10 protein-coding genes and 1 pseudogene are annotated in these 16,823 nt (G+C 69.5%); 10 read left to right on the top strand and 1 reads right to left on the bottom strand.

The genetic code is table 11. From position 1 onward, the window contains the following. Positions 1 to 28 precede the first annotated feature (28 nt). The 7 genes and pseudogenes from EV375_RS28630 (at position 29) to EV375_RS28600 (ending at position 11,391) form a co-directional block, all read left to right on the top strand. Positions 29 to 1,276, top strand: coding sequence for a DUF4192 domain-containing protein (locus EV375_RS28630; protein ID WP_130302791.1), 1,248 nt, complete (start codon positions 29 to 31; stop codon positions 1,274 to 1,276). Positions 1,277 to 1,593: 317 nt separating this feature from the next. Then, positions 1,594 to 3,552 carry a glycogen debranching N-terminal domain-containing protein gene (locus EV375_RS28625; RefSeq protein ID WP_486588856.1) on the top strand — a complete coding sequence of 653 codons (1,959 nt, stop codon included), beginning with the start codon at positions 1,594 to 1,596 and terminating at the stop codon, positions 3,550 to 3,552. A 104-nt stretch (positions 3,553 to 3,656) separates the two neighbouring features. Beyond that, complete coding sequence (locus tag EV375_RS28620; protein WP_130302790.1) at positions 3,657 to 4,409, top strand: NUDIX hydrolase; 753 nt, start codon at positions 3,657 to 3,659, stop codon at positions 4,407 to 4,409. A 122-nt stretch (positions 4,410 to 4,531) separates the two neighbouring features. Then, the gene (locus EV375_RS29475) at positions 4,532 to 7,237 is read left to right on the top strand and encodes an ATP-binding cassette domain-containing protein (RefSeq protein WP_207228508.1); all 2,706 of its coding nucleotides are present in this window, start codon (positions 4,532 to 4,534) and stop codon (positions 7,235 to 7,237) included. Positions 7,238 to 7,369: 132 nt separating this feature from the next. Then, positions 7,370 to 8,362 carry a FadR/GntR family transcriptional regulator gene (locus EV375_RS28610; protein ID WP_130302789.1) on the top strand — a complete coding sequence of 331 codons (993 nt, stop codon included), beginning with the start codon at positions 7,370 to 7,372 and terminating at the stop codon, positions 8,360 to 8,362. Between the two features lie 403 nt (positions 8,363 to 8,765). Further along, positions 8,766 to 10,388 carry an RNA polymerase sigma factor gene (locus EV375_RS28605; RefSeq protein ID WP_207228501.1) on the top strand — a complete coding sequence of 541 codons (1,623 nt, stop codon included), beginning with the start codon at positions 8,766 to 8,768 and terminating at the stop codon, positions 10,386 to 10,388. A 170-nt stretch (positions 10,389 to 10,558) separates the two neighbouring features. Further along, positions 10,559 to 11,391 (top strand): annotated as a pseudogene (locus tag EV375_RS28600) (S1 family peptidase). A 221-nt stretch (positions 11,392 to 11,612) separates the two neighbouring features. On the opposite strand, the gene EV375_RS28595 reads toward EV375_RS28600, so the two are convergent. Beyond that, positions 11,613 to 11,840, bottom strand: coding sequence for a DUF7455 domain-containing protein (locus tag EV375_RS28595; RefSeq protein WP_055487912.1), 228 nt, complete (start codon positions 11,838 to 11,840; stop codon positions 11,613 to 11,615). 425 nt (positions 11,841 to 12,265) lie between these two features. Here EV375_RS28595 and EV375_RS28590 point away from each other — a divergent pair, with 425 nt between their 5' ends. The 3 genes from EV375_RS28590 (at position 12,266) to EV375_RS28580 (ending at position 16,688) form a co-directional block, all read left to right on the top strand. Continuing rightward, on the top strand, positions 12,266 to 14,413 hold the full coding sequence (locus EV375_RS28590) for a DNA topoisomerase IV subunit B (protein WP_486588855.1): 2,148 nt from the start codon (positions 12,266 to 12,268) through the stop codon (positions 14,411 to 14,413). A gap of 146 nt (positions 14,414 to 14,559) precedes the next feature. Continuing rightward, the gene (locus EV375_RS28585) at positions 14,560 to 15,105 is read left to right on the top strand and encodes a DUF485 domain-containing protein (RefSeq protein WP_130302788.1); all 546 of its coding nucleotides are present in this window, start codon (positions 14,560 to 14,562) and stop codon (positions 15,103 to 15,105) included. After that, entirely contained in the window at positions 15,102 to 16,688 is a 1,587-nt protein-coding gene (locus EV375_RS28580) for a sodium/solute symporter (protein WP_130302787.1), read from the top strand. Before EV375_RS28585 ends, EV375_RS28580 begins: the two co-directional genes overlap by 4 nt. Positions 16,689 to 16,823: the final 135 nt, after the last annotated feature.

Here is a 16,823-nt window from a genome sequence, read left to right as displayed (position 1 = left end):
GTCGAGTTCCTTCCTGCACGGTTTCCTCATGACACAGCGAGACAACCCGCACCACGGTCACCACGAGGAAACCGGCGACCGCCTGGACGGCACCGTGCCCGCCCCCGTTTCCAGGCCGTCAGGATCCCGGAACGAGATCGCGCTGCGCGGCCCCGCCGAGCTGGCCGACGCACTTCCCTACCTGCTCGGTTTCTACCCCGACGACTCCATCGTCGTCGTCGCCCTGCACGGTCCGCGCGGACGCTTCGGCGGGCGCATCAGGATCGGCATTCCCGCCGACCGCGACGAATGGCCCGCGGTCTGCGAACAGGTCGCCGCGTGCCTGGAGAGCGAGGCCGGCTCCCGCGACCGCAGGCCCGAGGGGGCCATCGTCTTCCTCTGCCAGGACCCGGGTCCCGGTCAGAAAAGGGAGGAGGTCATGGAAGGGCTGCGCCCGCTGGCCCAGGCGCTGCGCACAGCGTGCGGGGAGAGGGAGATCCCGGTCTACGAGGCGTTGTGCCTGTCCGGCGGCTTCCACATTTCGTACTGCTGCCCGGACTCCGAGTGCTGTCCGCCCGGGGGACGTCCGCAGGGGGAGGCCGGAACCTCCGCGATGGCCGCCGCTGCCGCGTACGCGGGCATCCAAGTGCGCGGCTCCCTGCGGGAGATGGAACGGCGGCTCACAGCGATCAGGGAGGACGCGGCCCAGGCTCAGGAACATGCTCTCGATTCGGCGAGCTCGGCCCTCGTCCCCCGGATGCTGGACCCCGACGGATGCGCGGCGGTGAGAGCCGAGACGCTCCGGCTGGCCTGGTCGCTGATCATCCGGTTCCGGGACGCCCTCCCGGGAGAGGGCGACGCCGTTCTCGCGGACGCCCACGACGACGAGCTGCTCAGCCATGACGAGGCGGCGGCGATGATCCTCGGCCTCCAGGACCGAAGGACGCGTGACCGGGCGGCGGAGTGGATGGAAGGCCCCGACTGCGGACCGGCCGTGCGGCTCTGGCGAGCCCTCTCCCGGCGCTGCGTCGGGCCGTACGACGAGCACGCCGCTGCCCCCTTGACGCTGGCGGGATGGGTCTCCTGGTCAGCCGGCGACGGGCCCTCGGCCAGGGTCGCCCTCGACCGTGCTCTTCGCAGCGACCCGGACTACGTCTTCGCCCGGCTGCTCCACCGCGCCTTCAACGACGGGGTGGACCCGGAGCCGCTGCGTCGCTGCATGCGCAAGGAGCGGGCGTTGCGCCAGGCGCAGGAAAACCACGGCCCCGCCGGCCCGTCGACCTGCACTCTGCCGTGACCAGCATCGCCGTGAGCCGTTCATCTCAGTGCAGACGCCGCTCATCTCCAGCACCGGCCCTCGCCGGACCACGAACAAGAGGAAGCGGAGGGACGCCCGTGTCCACGATGTCGCAGCCGGCTTCGCCGCAGTCGCACACCTCCGGTCGGCAGACGGCGGGCGCAGCCTCGCCCGCCCGTGCCGCCGGGCCACGAGGGACTCCGGCTCGTGGACGCATCCCTCCGGGGCCTCCGCCCACGGCGGAACACCAGTCGGCTCACGACGCACTGATCTGCGTCGCGGCACCGCATCTCGTGGTGTCCGCGGAGCACGGTCAGATGAACGGTGAGGGCATGGAGGGCTTCTACTACGCGGGGAGGCGAGTGATCTCCCGCTGCCGCATCCTCCTCGGCGGCAAGGAACCGCTGCCGCTCCATGGGCGGATGGTCGGTGCAAGGCAGGCCCGGTTCACAGCGACGGCGCCGACCACGGCGGGGACGGGACCCGACCCGGAGATCCTCGTCGACCGGTTGCGGTCGGCCAACGGCACCGAGCGCATCACCGTCCGCAACACGGGCCGCCGCCCGCTGAGACTTCCCTTCGAACTGCACCTCGGGACAGACCTCGCAGAGATCGCCGCCATCGCCGTCGGACGCACCGGCGAGGAGCTTCCGGCCTCCGTTCACGGTTCGGGCCTTTCCTGGTCGGCGGGCGACCTGCGAGCCACCGTGGCTGCCGATCCGCAGCCCGGCACCAGCTGGGCTCGCCTTGGACTGCTCAGGTGGGACTGGGAGTTGGCGCCCGGAGCCCAGCGCACAGTCGTGCTCAGGACCGATCTGGCCCGCATGGGCCCCGGGCACACGGGCTCCCGGAAGGGCGAGGACAGGAGCAAGAGCAAGGGGAGAGGCAAGCGGAAAGGCGCCCCCGGCCCGGTCTCCGTCATCGCTCCCCGTCCCACCAGACCGCCGAGACTCTGGCGGGGCGCCGAAGCGAACGCTGACGACAGAAGGATCGCTGCGCTCTTCCGCGCCGGTCTCGATGACGCCAACGCGCTGCTGCTGAGCGATCCGGCAGCGCCGTCCGACCTCCATCTCGCCGCAGGCGCCCCATGGCGATGCGCGTTCGCGCCGGCCGAATCCCTGCGGGCGGCCCGGCTCCTCCTGCCCCTCGGCACGCGCCTTGCCGCAGGCACCCTGCGCACACTCGCCCGCAGCCAGCTCACCGCGCCCGGCCCCGACGAGGGCAGGCTGCCCGGCTCCCTGCGCCATTCCGGGCCGTACGCTCCACCGAGCTGCAGCGGGACGGAAGCCACGCTGCTGTTTCCCGCAGTCCTCGCAGAAGCACGCCGGTGGGGCCTGCCCGAATGCGAGATCGAGCAGCTTCTGCCTGCCGCCGAGCGCTGCCTCAGCTGGATGGCCGGCGTTGCAGGAGGGGGAAGCTTTGTCCCCGACCCCGCGCCCGATGGTCCCCACCGGTGTGAGGTCCAGGCAAGCGCGCACCGCGCGGCCCTGCTCGGTGCCGAGTTGCTCGACGCCTGCGGCCGCGACGGTGGAGCGGAGCTGCGGGAGTGGGCGCAGGAGTTGGGCCACTGCTTCCGGAACGAGTTCTGGCTGGAGGAGGAAACCGGGGCCGGGCCCGTGATGGTCCGCACCCGGGGCGGGGTCACCCTTGCCCATTCCGGCGCCGCGGCGGCCGAGTTGCTCGACACGGGGCTGGCCGGCGGGGGACGGCCCGCCACCGGGTTGCTGACCGCGGAGCAGACCGAGAAGCTCTGCCGGCACCTGCGGAACCCGGCTCTCGACTCCGGTTGGGGCTTGCGCAGCCTCGGCCGAGACGATCCGCGGCACAACCCTTTCGGGCACCGTGGTGGCGTGGTGCGAGTCCAGGAGTCCGTCGCGGCGGTCGCGGGGTTCGCCGCTGCGGGCCACGGAGGTGAGGCCGGTTCACTGCTGCGCGGCGTGCTCGATGCGGCGTCGTCGTTCGGCCTCCGGCTCCCGGAGATGTACGCGGCCGAGCAGCGTGCCGACGGCGGGGTGCCGCTGCCGCACCCTGCGGCGTGCCGTCCCGCGGCGGTGGCCGCGGCCGGTGCCGTGCATCTGGTCACCACGCTCGTGGGGGTACGTCCGGATGTTCCGGCGGGAACGGTTTCCGTCCGGCCGCTCAGGGATGCGCCGTTCGGTGCTGTGCGGATCGCCGGACTGCGCATCGCGGGCCGGCCCTTCTCGGTCCGCGTGAGCGACGCCGGTGAGACAGAGGTGGAGGAGCTGGCGGACGGCTTGCGAGTCACCCTCGACTGAACGGAGTTGGGGCGGCAACAGCGCGAGCGCGGGGCAGGAAACGCTGCTGCGGAGGACGCCGGCGACCGCCTGTTTATCGTCAGGCAGACGACTATGATCACCTCATGCCCTACGATCCGTCGGCCTTCCCTCCCTTCGCCGTCACCGTCGACCTCGTGGTGCTCACGGTGCGCAGAGACGCGCTCTGCGCGCTGGTGGTGCGCCGGGGTGAGGCGCCGTACGAGGGGAAGTGGGCGCTTCCCGGGGGCTTCGTCCGGGCCGACGAGGACCTCGCCTCGGCAGCGGCACGCGAGCTCGCGGAAGAGACGGGTCTGCGTGCGCACGGCACGGACAGTCCCGGTGCCCACCTCGAACAACTGGCGACCTACGGCGACCCCGACCGTGATCCGCGGATGCGGGTGGTCAGCGTCGCCCATCTCGCGCTCGCGCCGGATCTGCCGTCGCCCACGCCAGGAGGGGACGCTCGAGGAGCCCGCTGGGCGCCTGTCGGGGACCTGCTCGGGGCCGGCGACGGCTCCCTCCGGCCGTCGGCCGATGGCGAGAAGGCCCTCGCCTTCGACCACGAACAGATCCTCGCGGCGGGGGTGGAACGGGCCCGTTCCAAGATCGAGTACTCATCTCTCGCCACTGCCTTCTGCCCAGCCGAGTTCACTGTCGGCGAGCTGCGCAGGGTCTATGAGGCGGTCTGGGGTGTGGCGCTCGACCCGCGCAACTTCCATCGCAAGGTGACGGGGACGCCCGGCTTCCTCGTGCCGAGCGGCGGAACGACGACACGGCAGGGCGGCCGTCCCGCACAGTTGTTCCGCGCCGGGGGCGCCAACCTGCTCAACCCGCCGATGCTGCGCCCCGAAGTCTGATCCCTGCCACGGCAGGCTCGTCCGCAACGCACTTGACCGGTCGAGACTCATTGCCGGTGAAAGCACGACATGTCGCGTTATCTTGCGTGGGTGCATCCTCCATGCGTCGCGCGGGAGAAGCGATGATCCAGGCAATCGGGCTGACCAGTCTGCCTCGCCGCCACCAACTCACGCCCGCTGTCGACGACCTCACCTTCGAGGCCCGTCCCGGTCGCGTCACCGTGCTCCTCGGAACGGAAGGCTCGGGCAAGACAACTGCCCTGCGCCTCATGCTCCAGCTTCAGGCGGGGCGCGGGACGGCGCTCTTCCGCGGACGTGCGGTCCACCGGATCCAGCACCTCGCGCGCGAAGTCGGTGTGCTGCTGGGCGAAGTGAACGGTCATCCCGGGCGCACCGCCCGCAGCCATCTGCGGATGCTCTCCGCCGCTGCCGGCGTTCCGCACACCAGAGCTGACGACGTGCTCGACGTCGTCGGCCTCAGCGGGCTGGCCGACCAGCGGATGAGCACCTACTCCCGGGGTATGGACCGACGCCTCGGCATGGCCTGCGCCTTGCTGGGAGACCCGCACACCCTGGTCCTCGACGAGCCGGCCCACGGCCTGTCCCCACGTGAGACCGCGTGGCTGTACTCACTGCTGCGTGGCTTTGCGCATCAGGGCGGCACCGTTCTGGTCACGTCGCACATCTCCGACGAGGCGGCCGAACTCGGCGACCGTGTCGTCAGTATCGAATCGGGCCGCCTCGTTGCCGACCAGCACGCTGCGGACTTCGTGCGAACGCGCCTGCGTCCCCGTGTCGCCGTCCGGACGCCGCACGTCGACCGGCTCGTCGCCGTACTCACCCAAGAGGCAAGGAGAGCGGGGAAGGACCGCGACAGCGGTCCGATCAAAGTCGTGCGTGAAGGCGGCACCAAGGTTTCGGTGTACGGCAGCAGCTGCGCGGAAGTCGGGGAGCACGCCCACCGCAACGGCATTCTCGTCCATCAACTCACCGACGAGCGCGGGGTTGCCGGAGACGCTCATCCTCCGGCCCCGCTCGACCGCGCCGACGGCCGCCGCCCGCCACGGGAAGGCACAGGTGCCGATCCTCGTCCGGTCACGCCGAGTTCGGAGGCGGAGGGGACACGCCCCGTACCCGTGGGCACCACCGGCTCCGAGTCCGGAAGCGAACCGGCGCCGCTGGCACTGGAGGTGGAGCTCGGAGAGACCGACGACCGCCCGGCTGAGGCCTCGTCCGATCCCGGCGACTCCGAGCACGTCAGTACTACGGACTCCCGCTCCGCCGTGGTGAGTTCGGATCCGAAGGCATCGTCCGTATCCACGGAGCCGCACAGCGCCGTCTCCGATGCGGCCCCGGACGGCGATGCCGACACGCTCGCCGACTCGCACTCCGATCCAAATCCCGAGGCCGGGTCCGAGCGGCGCTCGGAACGCCCGTCCGGGCACGAGCCCGTGCTCGTCACGGCTTCGGCCGCTTCGCCCACCCGCTTTGCGTACGGGTCCACCTCGTCGGTCCGGGCGGTCACCGGCAACTCTCCGGCCCTCGTGGCCGGATCGGATCACGCAGAACACACGTCCCCGGGAGGGGAATCCGTCACAACGCCGGACGCCGAGGGCGATCTCGGAGCAGACGCCGCAATTGGTCCCGCACCGGACGGGACGGCCGACGCGGCGGCAACTTCCGCGGAGGAACCGACACTTCAGCTCAGCGACGGCCCTCTCGTCGATCCCTCCATCGAATCCGTCGTCTCCACCGAATCCGCCTACTTCGCAGGCTCCGACGAGGCTGCCGGCTCCTCCGCGGTTCCCGTCTCCGCTGAAGCCACCGCCTCCGCCACAGACCCCGCGCGCGACGCCGGTGAAGCCGCTGCGCCCCGTCCTGTCCTGATGAAGCTGCTGGTCGACCCGGACGCCCCTCGCAGGATCAAGCCCCTCTGGGCCCCGAAGCGCGCTCCCGCACGTGCGGCCGCCGAACTACCGCCGCAGCTGCACGCCCTCGCCCGCCCCGGCCCGGCTGCGCCCCTGCGCTACGAGGTGTGCCGCCTGGTCAGCGTCCGCAGTACCTGGATCGCCGTGGCGGTCACCGTGGGTGTGGCGCTCTGCGTCTCGCTCGTGATGGCACGAACGGGTCTGGGACTTCCCTCCGGGGCGGACAACTCGCTGACACCGGTGGTGCGTCTCCTGACCGGCTGGCCTTCGGGGGATCTCAGCATCCTGCCTCCGGTCGCCGTGGCGGCCGGCCTGCTGGGAGCCTTCGCGTTCGGCGAGGAGTTCCGCTATCCCGCTCTCGCCCCCGCCCGCTCCCCGGTACAGCGCCGCATCAGCCTTCTTGCAGCCAAACTGGCCGTCTCGGCGACTCTGACGGTGCTGCTCGGCATCACGGTCGCGGCCGTCAACGCAGCAAGCGTGACGCTGTTCTTCGGTGCCGGAGCTCTCTCCCTTCCCTCCGGCGTCACTTCCGCCGCAGACGGGCCGTGGCAGATGCACGTCGCGGGAGTGTTCGTCCTCGCTGTCGGCTGCGCCTGGGCGGGAGTTCTGGCCGCGGGCGTCTTCCGGTCAGGTGCGGTCGGCACGGCAGTGGTGGTGGCGGTCCCCTTGTTGCTCGCTCCGCTCGTACGGACTTTTCTCGGCGATGGCCTGCACACGACCGAGGGGCTCCCCGGGCGCCTGGAAGCGGTGCTGCTGATGCCCTGGCCGCCGGGGACCGAACGCTGGGCGGCTGCGCTGATCGAACTGGCCTCACAACCTGTCGGCTTTGCGCTGGCGTTGACAGTGGGGGCGCTGCTGGCCGGGTATCTCGTCTCCACACAGAACAGCAGAGCAGGGTAGTCGCAGGCCTGGTCCTCGTCCCTCCGGGCTTCCTGAAGCGTCAACTTGCCCTGAAAAAAGGGCAGATGGTGCCACAACGCTTTCTTTCCGATAAGGCGTCAATTGACAGGAAGTCAGTGATCACCCTTTCGTGTGCTTTTCACCAAAGCCCTCAAGGCCGCCCGGAGCGCCGCCGACAAAGGATGCGTGACTACCCTTGCGCACTCCATGATGACCGCCGCTCGCTCAGCCGACTCGGGACAGGCCGGCCCGGGCGAACTCGACCGCTACGCATACGCCGAGTCCTCCGGCTCCGCACGTACTTCCAGCAACGTCCCTGCCTGGCAAGGCTCCGAGGCCGACCTCAACCGACCAGGGCGGCGGGCGGCCGGCAGCCGCGGGCGAGGGCTGCACGGCCAACTCGTCCAGCAGCTCGGCCAGATGATCGTCTCCGGAGATCTGGGGGCCGATCGTCCTCTCGTCCCCGAAGAGATCGGTCACCGCTTCGAGGTCTCCCGCACCGTCGTACGTGAGTCTCTCCGCGTCCTGGAAGCCAAGGGGTTGGTCAGTGCCCGGCCCAATGTGGGTACGCGGGTACGGCCCGTCAGCGACTGGAATCTGCTCGACCCGGACATCATCGAGTGGCGGGCCTTCGGACCGCAGCGCGAGGACCAGCGCCGGGAGTTGCGTGAACTTCGCAGCACCATCGAGCCGTTGGCCGCGCGCCTCGCCGCCGGTCAGGTACGTGACGAGGTGCGGCAGCGCCTTTCGGACATGGTCGAGATCATGACGCACGCCGTGGGCCAGGGAGACACCCTGACCTTCTCGCGCGCGGACGCCGAGTTCCACGGGCAGCTGCTGCAGGCAGCCGGGAACCGCATGATCGAGCACCTCTCGGGCATCGTCTCCGCGGCCCTCCAGGTGTCCGGTGGCACCGGTACGGGATGCGATGTCGCCACGGAGGCATCCGTCGCCCGGCATCAGCGGGTGGTGGACGCGCTCACCTCCGGTGAGGGCGGCGCCGCGGAGTCGGCGATGCGGCAGGTGCTCAGCGGCCGCCCCGACGCGACTGCCACCGTCCCCCAGCCCGGTGCAAGCGGTGCAGGCGGCTCCGACCACGTGGTGCCCCCGCCCCGCGAGCACTGACCGGCGCGGGTGCCGGGAGTCCCGTGCCGCGCTCGCGGGCACCGGCCCCGGCCCTCTCGGCGGCCGGGGATGTCCCGTCTCGTGGCACATACGGCTGCACCGCCGGAATCCGGGCGGCGCAGCCGTGTGTGCCCTTGTACATACGGGGCAACTTCTCAGAGTGATGTCCTTTTCGTCAGCATCCTTCCTGAATACATCGAGTAAGGATGTGACCCGGGCCACGCGTATTGCCCGTAACGCTTCGCGTCGCAGCGCGATGACTCAAGAGGTGACAGCCGCGGAGGGAATACTGGCCAGGAGCCCGGTGCTCGTACAGGCGCTGTATTCCTCCCACAGCTCAGCCCGCGCCGTCGGTTCATTCCCACCGGCGGTTTGCCGTTTCCATCGTTCCGAGAGGTTGTTCGTGTCGGCCAGCACATCCCGTACGCTCCCTGCGGAGATCGCCGAATCCGAGTCTGTGGTGGCGCTCATCGAGCGGGGAAAGGCTGAGGGGCAGATCGGCGGCGACGACGTGCGTCGGGCCTTCGAAGCTGACCAGATTCCGCCAACCCAGTGGAAGAACGTACTGCGCAGCCTCAACCAGATCCTCGACGAGGAGGGTGTGACGCTGATGGTGAGTGCCGCAGAGGCCCCCAAGCGCACCCGTAAGAGTGTTGCGGCCAAGACTTCCGCCAAGCGCACCGCCACGAAGACGGTCCCGGCCAGGTCCGCTTCCACGAAGAAGGCAGCAGCCAAGCCGGAGGCGGCTTCGGCGGAGCCCGACGTCGCAGTGCCCGAGGGCGTCGTCGACGTGGATCCCGTCGAGGTGGCCGTCGCCGAGCCGTCTGCCGAGCCGGTGAAGAAGACCGCCAAGAAGGCGGCCACGGTGAAGAGGACCGCCAAGAAGGCGGCCACGGCGAAGAAGGCCACGGCGAAGAAGACCGCAACCAAGAAGTCCGTGGTCGACGAGATCCTCGAGGACGCCGACGAGGCGACCGACGAGGCACCGGCCAAGCCTTTGAACAAGCCCGGTGCCAACGACGGCCCCACGGCTGAGGTGAAGAACGAGAACGAGGGCTTCGTTCTCTCCGACGACGACGAGGACGACGCACCGGCCCAGCAGGTCGCCGCCGCAGGCGCCACCGCGGACCCGGTCAAGGACTACCTCAAGCAGATCGGCAAGGTTCCTCTGCTCAACGCCGAGCAGGAGGTGGAGCTCGCCAAGCGGATCGAGGCCGGCCTGTTCGCCGAGGACAAGCTGGCCGCCGCCGACAAGCTCGCGCCCAAGCTCAAGCGTGAGCTGGAGATCATCGCCGAGGACGGCCGCCGGGCCAAGAACCACCTGCTGGAGGCCAACCTCCGCCTCGTGGTCTCGCTGGCCAAGCGCTACACGGGCCGCGGCATGCTCTTCCTGGACCTGATCCAGGAGGGCAACCTCGGCCTCATCCGCGCGGTCGAGAAGTTCGACTACACCAAGGGCTACAAGTTCTCGACGTATGCGACGTGGTGGATCCGGCAGGCCATCACGCGTGCGATGGCCGACCAGGCGCGCACCATCCGCATTCCGGTGCACATGGTCGAGGTCATCAACAAACTCGCGCGTGTGCAGCGGCAGATGCTCCAGGACCTGGGCCGCGAGCCCTCCCCGGAGGAGCTGGCCAAGGAACTGGACATGACGCCGGAAAAGGTCGTCGAGGTCCAGAAGTACGGGCGTGAGCCGATCTCTCTGCACACGCCTCTGGGTGAGGACGGCGACAGTGAGTTCGGTGACCTCATCGAGGACTCGGAAGCCGTCGTCCCCGCCGACGCGGTCAGCTTCACGCTTCTCCAGGAGCAGCTGCACTCGGTCCTGGACACGCTCAGCGAGCGCGAGGCGGGTGTGGTGTCCATGCGGTTCGGCCTGACGGACGGTCAGCCCAAGACCCTCGACGAGATCGGCAAGGTCTACGGCGTCACGCGTGAGCGGATCCGTCAGATCGAGTCCAAGACCATGTCGAAGCTGCGTCACCCCTCCCGTTCCCAGGTTCTGCGGGACTACCTGGACTGAGCGGCTCCGCCGCGGCAGCTCTTACGGCAAGGGCCGGTGACCTTACCAAGGGTCACCGGCCCTTGCCGTGTGTATGCAGTGCTCCCTCCGGATGCGGAGCTGCTCCATCCGGCTCACTCTTGATGGTCCGGAAGGCCTTTCCCGAGGCCCTCTCACCGCCAGGAGGCTGTATGCGTCCGCTGCGCGCGCTCCCGCTGCCCTCGCTGATACCTGTGCTGCTCGGCCTCGTGCTGGCCCTCGTGCCGGCGCCGCAGGCCCACGCGCGGGACCGGGCAGTGGTCGGCGGGCGTCCGGTGGACGCTGCCGAGCATCCGTGGGTCGTGGCCCTCTCCAGCCGGGACCGCTTCGGGAACACTCGTTCCGGCCAGTTCTGCGGGGGAGCGCTCGTGGGTTCCCGAACGGTGATCACGGCCGCGCACTGTCTGAGCCGGGAGGTGCTGGGGGTGGCGCACGGAGATGTCGACGACCTGCACGTCATATCCGGCAGGAACGACCTCGGTACGAGCACCGGACGTGAGGTGAAGGTCCGCAAGAAGTGGATCAACCCCCGGTACGACGCGGCGACGAACGCGGGCGACATCGCGGTCCTCACACTCAGCGAGCCGCTGCCCGCGGGCTCCACGATCCCGATGGCCGCCGGCAGCGACGCCGGCTACACCGCCGGGTCCGCTGCGGAGGTCTACGGCTGGGGCGACATCAGCGGGAACGGGGACTACGGCCCTCGGTTGCGCGTCGCCGAGGTCGACATGATGAACGACTCTGCCTGTGCCCGCGCCTACCCCAGCGGCTCCGAGGGTGTCTTCGACGAGGCCTCGATGGTGTGTGCGGGTGTGGCGGAGGGCGGTCGTGACGCATGCCAGGGCGACAGCGGCGGGCCGCTGGTGGTGAACGGGAGAGTCGTCGGGCTGGTCTCGTGGGGGCGGGCTGCGGGGAGGAAGGCAGGCCCGGCGTGTACACCCGGGTCTCGTCCGTGGCGGGTCTCGTCCGTGAGCACAGCGAGTGACGAGAGGCACGGGGCGGGGAAGGCCGACGCCCGCGGGGCTGTTCGCCCGCAGCGGAACCCGGGGGCGGCTGTGCCTCTGGAGCTTGCTCAGCCCGGGAGGTGGGCCGTCCCGGGACGCGGAAGGGCGGTCATCCGGTGATCACCGGATGACCGCCCTTCGCTACCAGCCTGTTGCCGGTCCGAGCTCGTCGGTTCTCGGGACGTCTGGTCAGTAGGGCAGCTCAGCCCTCTCCCGCCTCTGTGCCGGCAGGAGCGGTGAGCTTCTCCGTCTCGTCCTGTATCTCCGCGGCGATCTTCTTGAGCTCCGGCTCGAACTTACGCCCGTGGTGTGCGCAGAACAGCAGCTCTCCGCCGCTGAGCAGTACGACGCGCAGGTAGGCCTGAGCGTTGCAGCGGTCACAGCGATCGGCGGCCGTCAACGGAGTCGCGGGGGTCAGAACAGTAGTCACGTCGCCTCTTCTCTAGCTCGACGAGCTGTCGTACCAGGGTCAACATCCAACCAGGCCGAAAACGTTCCCGCTCTCGGCGAATCCTCGAAGATTTCTCCCCGGGGGCGGCTGCATGTTGCCGGGTGGCGGCGAATGAGCCGTATTACGTGGGTTGCTTCGTGATCACGGTGCTTGGTGGCTGTTGTCCAGTTGTTTGTCTCTTCAGTGTTCCCGTGTTGAAGGGGACGTGCCCGGAGCCTAAATGGTTCATGCGCCAAAGGGAACGTGATGTGTGCGTCACCCCATCGAGTTATCGAACGTACGAACGATCATGGGCTACCATGAATCCCTTCCCGGGTGGCGAGCAACGCCCTCTCCTGCACTCTCGGTACCCTCTGACGCGGCAACCAGCCACCACAAGCAGAATTCAGCGAGGAGCGAACCGCGTGACCGCCGACTCTTCCCTGGCCTCCGGCAGGGGGAACACCAAGCCGTCCACCGCGTTGCTCAGCGGGGCAGACAGGGACGGCGGCGCGAACTACACCGCGCGGCACCTGCTCGTCCTGGAGGGGCTCGAAGCGGTGCGCAAGCGCCCCGGCATGTACATCGGCTCCACCGACAGCCGGGGCCTGATGCACTGCCTGTGGGAGATCATCGACAACTCCGTCGACGAGGCCCTCGGCGGCCACTGCGACCACATCGAGGTCGTCCTGTACGAGGACGGCTCCGTCGAGGTCCGCGACAACGGCCGCGGAATCCCGGTCGACGTCGAGCCCAAGACCGGCCTGTCCGGCGTCGAGGTCGTGATGACCAAGCTGCACGCCGGCGGGAAGTTCGGCGGCGGCTCGTACGCGGCGTCGGGCGGCCTGCACGGCGTCGGCGCCTCCGTCGTCAACGCGCTCTCCTCCCGACTCGACATCGAGGTCGACCGCAGCAGCCGCACGCATTCGATCAGCTTCCGCCGCGGCGTTCCCGGCATCTTCACGGAGTCCGGTCCGGACGCCCCCTTCGATCCCGGGAGCGGACTGCGCAAGGGCAAGAAGCTGCCGAAGAACCGCACCGGTACCCGCGTGCGCTACTGGGCGGACCGGCAGATCTTCCTCAAGGACGCCAGACTCTCGCTGGAGACCCTGCACGCCCGCGCCCGGCAGACCGCCTTCCTCGTGCCCGGGCTCACGCTGGTCGTGCGCGACGAGCGTGGACTGGACGGGCAGGAGGTCTCCGAGGAGGTCTTCCGCTACGACGGCGGGATCAGTGAGTTCTGCGAGTACCTGGCGCAGGACAAGCCGGTCAGCGACGTGGTGCGCCTCCAGGGCAAGGGTCAGTTCAAGGAGACGGTGCCGGTCCTCGACGACCGGGGTCACATGATCCCCACAGAGGTGCAGCGCGAGCTGGGCGTCGACATCGCGCTCCGCTGGGGCACGGGCTACGACTCGACGCTGAAGTCCTTCGTCAACATCATCGCCACCCCCAAGGGCGGCACGCACGTCTCGGGATTCGAGCGGGCCGTCACCAAGACCGTCAACGAGGCGTTGCGCTCCACGAAGATCCTTCGTGTGGCCGAGGACGACGTCGCGAAGGACGACGCGATGGAAGGCCTCACCGCCGTGGTGACGGTGCGCCTCGCCGAGCCGCAGTTCGAGGGGCAGACGAAGGAGGTGCTCGGCACCTCGGCGGCCTCCCGCATCGTCGGACAGGTCGTGGCCAACGAGCTCAAGGCTTTCCTCACCTCGACCAAGCGTGATGCCAAGCAGCAGGCACGGGCCGTGCTGGAGAAGATCGCCGCCGCTGCCCGCACGCGCATCGCCGCCCGGCAGCACAAGGAGGCGCAGCGGCGGAAGACTGCACTGGAATCGTCCTCGCTGCCCGCCAAGCTCGCCGATTGCCGTAGTGACGACGTCGACCGCAGCGAACTGTTCATCGTCGAAGGGGATTCGGCGCTCGGTACCGCGAAGCTGGCCCGGAACTCCGAATTCCAGGCGCTGCTGCCGATCCGCGGCAAGATCCTCAATGTTCAGAAGTCCTCCGTCGCCGACATGCTCAAGAACGCCGAGTGCGGCTCGATCATCCAGGTGATAGGGGCCGGGTCCGGGCGGACCTTCGACATCGACCAGGCGCGGTACGGCAAGGTCATCTTCCTCGCCGACGCGGACGTCGACGGCGCGCACATCCGGTGCCTGCTGCTGACGCTCTTCCAGCGCTACATGAGGCCCATGGTCGAGGAGGGACGGGTCTTCTCCGCGGTGCCTCCGCTGCACCGGATCGAGCTGGTCAACCCCAAGAAGGGGCAGGAGAAGTACATCTACACCTACTCCGACAACGAGCTGCGGCAGACGCTCATGGAGCTGGAGCGCGGCAAGGTGCGCTACAAGGATTCGATCCAGCGTTACAAGGGCCTCGGTGAGATGGACGCCGGCCAGCTCGCTGAGACCACGATGGACCCGCGTCACCGCACCCTGCGCAGGATCAACATCAGTGACCTGGAGGCGGCGGAGACCGCCTTCGACCTGCTCATGGGCAGCGACGTGGCCCCGCGCAGGGAGTTCATCAGCTCCTCCGCGGCGACCCTGGACCGTTCGCGGATCGACGTCTGAGCCGCACCCGCAGCCGGCGCCATGTACGGGGCGCCGGCCGGGTGCCGGTCCAGCGGTCATGACCGCTGGATTGGTAAGTCACCTGAAGGGGTGAACAGTCCAGGATGCCCCATCCGTGATCTTCTGTGCTTGTCCATTCTTTGGGCATGCGCACCGACGATCCCTGGTACGACGCCCTGGCCTCCGGTCCGGGCGCTCACGATGCCCTGCCCGCGGCGACGGCCGCGACCCTGCCTCCTCGCAGCGACGCGCGCACCGGGGCCGGTGAGGGTGCGCGCACCGGTGACGGGCAGCCCGCGAACCGCGGGGACGGTCCGGAGACCCCCGAGGCTCATGCCGCCGCGGTATACATCGCCGTTCAGCGAAGTGAGGCCTTCCAGCAAGTGCGGCGGCGCTACCGGCGCTTCGTGGCTCCCGTCAGCGTGGCCTTCCTGGCCTGGTATCTCGCCTACCTCGTCACCGCGACCGCGGCACCGGAGCTGATGGCCCGTCCCCTCGCGGGGGTGTTCAACGTCGCCATGGCCGCCGGTCTCGCGCAGTTCGCCAGCACTTTCCTGCTGACGTGGGCGTATGTGCGCCACGCGCGGCTGCGCCGGGACGAACTCGCACTCGAACTGCGCTGGGAGACCGAGGACATGGCCCGCGCGTACGCCGTCCCCGCCCCCCGTACCGCCTCGGAGGGCATGCGTTGACCGGCAACCATCAGACGCTGACTCTGGTGCTCTTCAGCGCCGTCATCGCCACCACCCTGGCCATCACCACGCTGGCCAGCCGCAGACGGCGCGGCTCACCCGAGGAGTTCTACGCGGGCGGCCGGCTCTTCAGCCCGATGGAGAACGGATTCGCCATCGCGGGCGACTACATGTCGGCGGCCTCCTTCCTCGGGATCGCCGGCGTCATCGCCCTGTACGGCTACGACGGAATCCTCTACTCCGTCGGGTTCCTCGTGGCCTGGCTGGTGGTGCTGCTTCTCGTTGCCGAACTCGTGCGCAACTGCGGGCGGTACACGCTGGCGGACGTCGTCACCGCAAGGCTGCGCGCGCGCCCGGTCCGCATCGCTTCGGGCATCTCGTCCGTGACGGTCTCGGTGCTCTATCTCGTCGCGCAGATGGTCGGTGCGGGCAGTCTCGTGGCGCTCCTGCTGGGGAGTGCGAGCGTGGCGGCGCGTTCCTGGACGGTGATCGGCGTCGGAGCCCTCATGATCGTTTACGTCTCCTGCGGTGGAATGCGTGCGACGACGTGGATTCAGATCGTGAAGGCGGTGCTCCTGCTGGGCGGGGCCGTCACGCTGACCGTGCTCGTGCTGATGCGTTTCGGCGGCGATCTCGGGGCACTGCTCAGCGCTGCCGCCGAACGCAGCGGCCACGGGCGGGACTTCCTCGCTCCCGGCCTGCGCTACGGCGGCGAGTGGACACACCGGCTGGACTTCATCAGTCTCGGCCTGGCGCTCGTACTGGGCACTGCCGGGCTGCCGCACATCCTGTCGCGCTTCTACACGGTGCCCACCGCGCGGGCCGCGCGCCGGTCGGTCGTCTGGTCGATCGGCCTGATCGGCGCGTTCTACCTGATGACGATCGTCCTCGGGTTCGGGGCCGCCGCGCTGCTGGGCAGCGGGACGGTGCGCGCTTCCGACCCGGCCGGGAACACGGCGGTGCCCCTGCTCTCCTTGGAGCTGGGCGGGGGAGCCGGATCGACCGGGGGCTCCGTGCTGTTCGCGGTCGTCGCGGCGGTCGCCTTCGCGACGATTCTCGCAGTGGTCGCGGGGATCACCCTCGCGTCGTCCGCGTCGGTCGCTCACGATCTGTACGCGTCGCTGAGCAAGCGCGGCACGCGAGGTGAGGTGGGCGTCGCCCGCGTCGCAGCGGTCGGGGTCGGCGCCGTCGCGATCGGACTCGGGCTCCTCGCGCAGCATCTCAACGTCGCCTTCCTCGTCGGTCTGGCGTTCGCGGTGGCGGCTGCCGCCAACCTGCCGGTGCTGCTCTACGCCCTGTTCTGGCGCCGGTTCACCACGAGGGGAGCGGTGTGGTCGGTCTACGGCGGGCTGGTGCCGGCGATCGTGCTGGTGCTGCTTTCGCCGGTCGTCTCCGGCGCGCCCGGTGCGCTCTTCCCGCGGTTCGACTTCGCGGTCTTCCCGTTGGAGAACCCCGGCGTGGTCGCGATTCCGCTCGGCTTCCTCTTCGGCTGGCTCGGCACCGTCACATCGCGTGAGGCGCCCGACGACGCCAAGCACGCGGAGACGGAGGTCCGTTCGCTCACGGGTGCGGGAGCGGTCTGACGAGCGGTGCGGAGCATGGTGCAGGCGGCGGCGTGCGGCCACATTGTGAAGAGTTAGGTCCAGACCTATTGACATCGCTGTCTCGGCGCCGGAAATTGTCTTCAAGAGATGACGACATGCCCGTCGATGCGGTCC

The organism is Streptomyces sp. CNZ301 (assembly GCF_004217425.1).
This window is presented reverse-complemented; position numbering and strand designations above follow the sequence as displayed.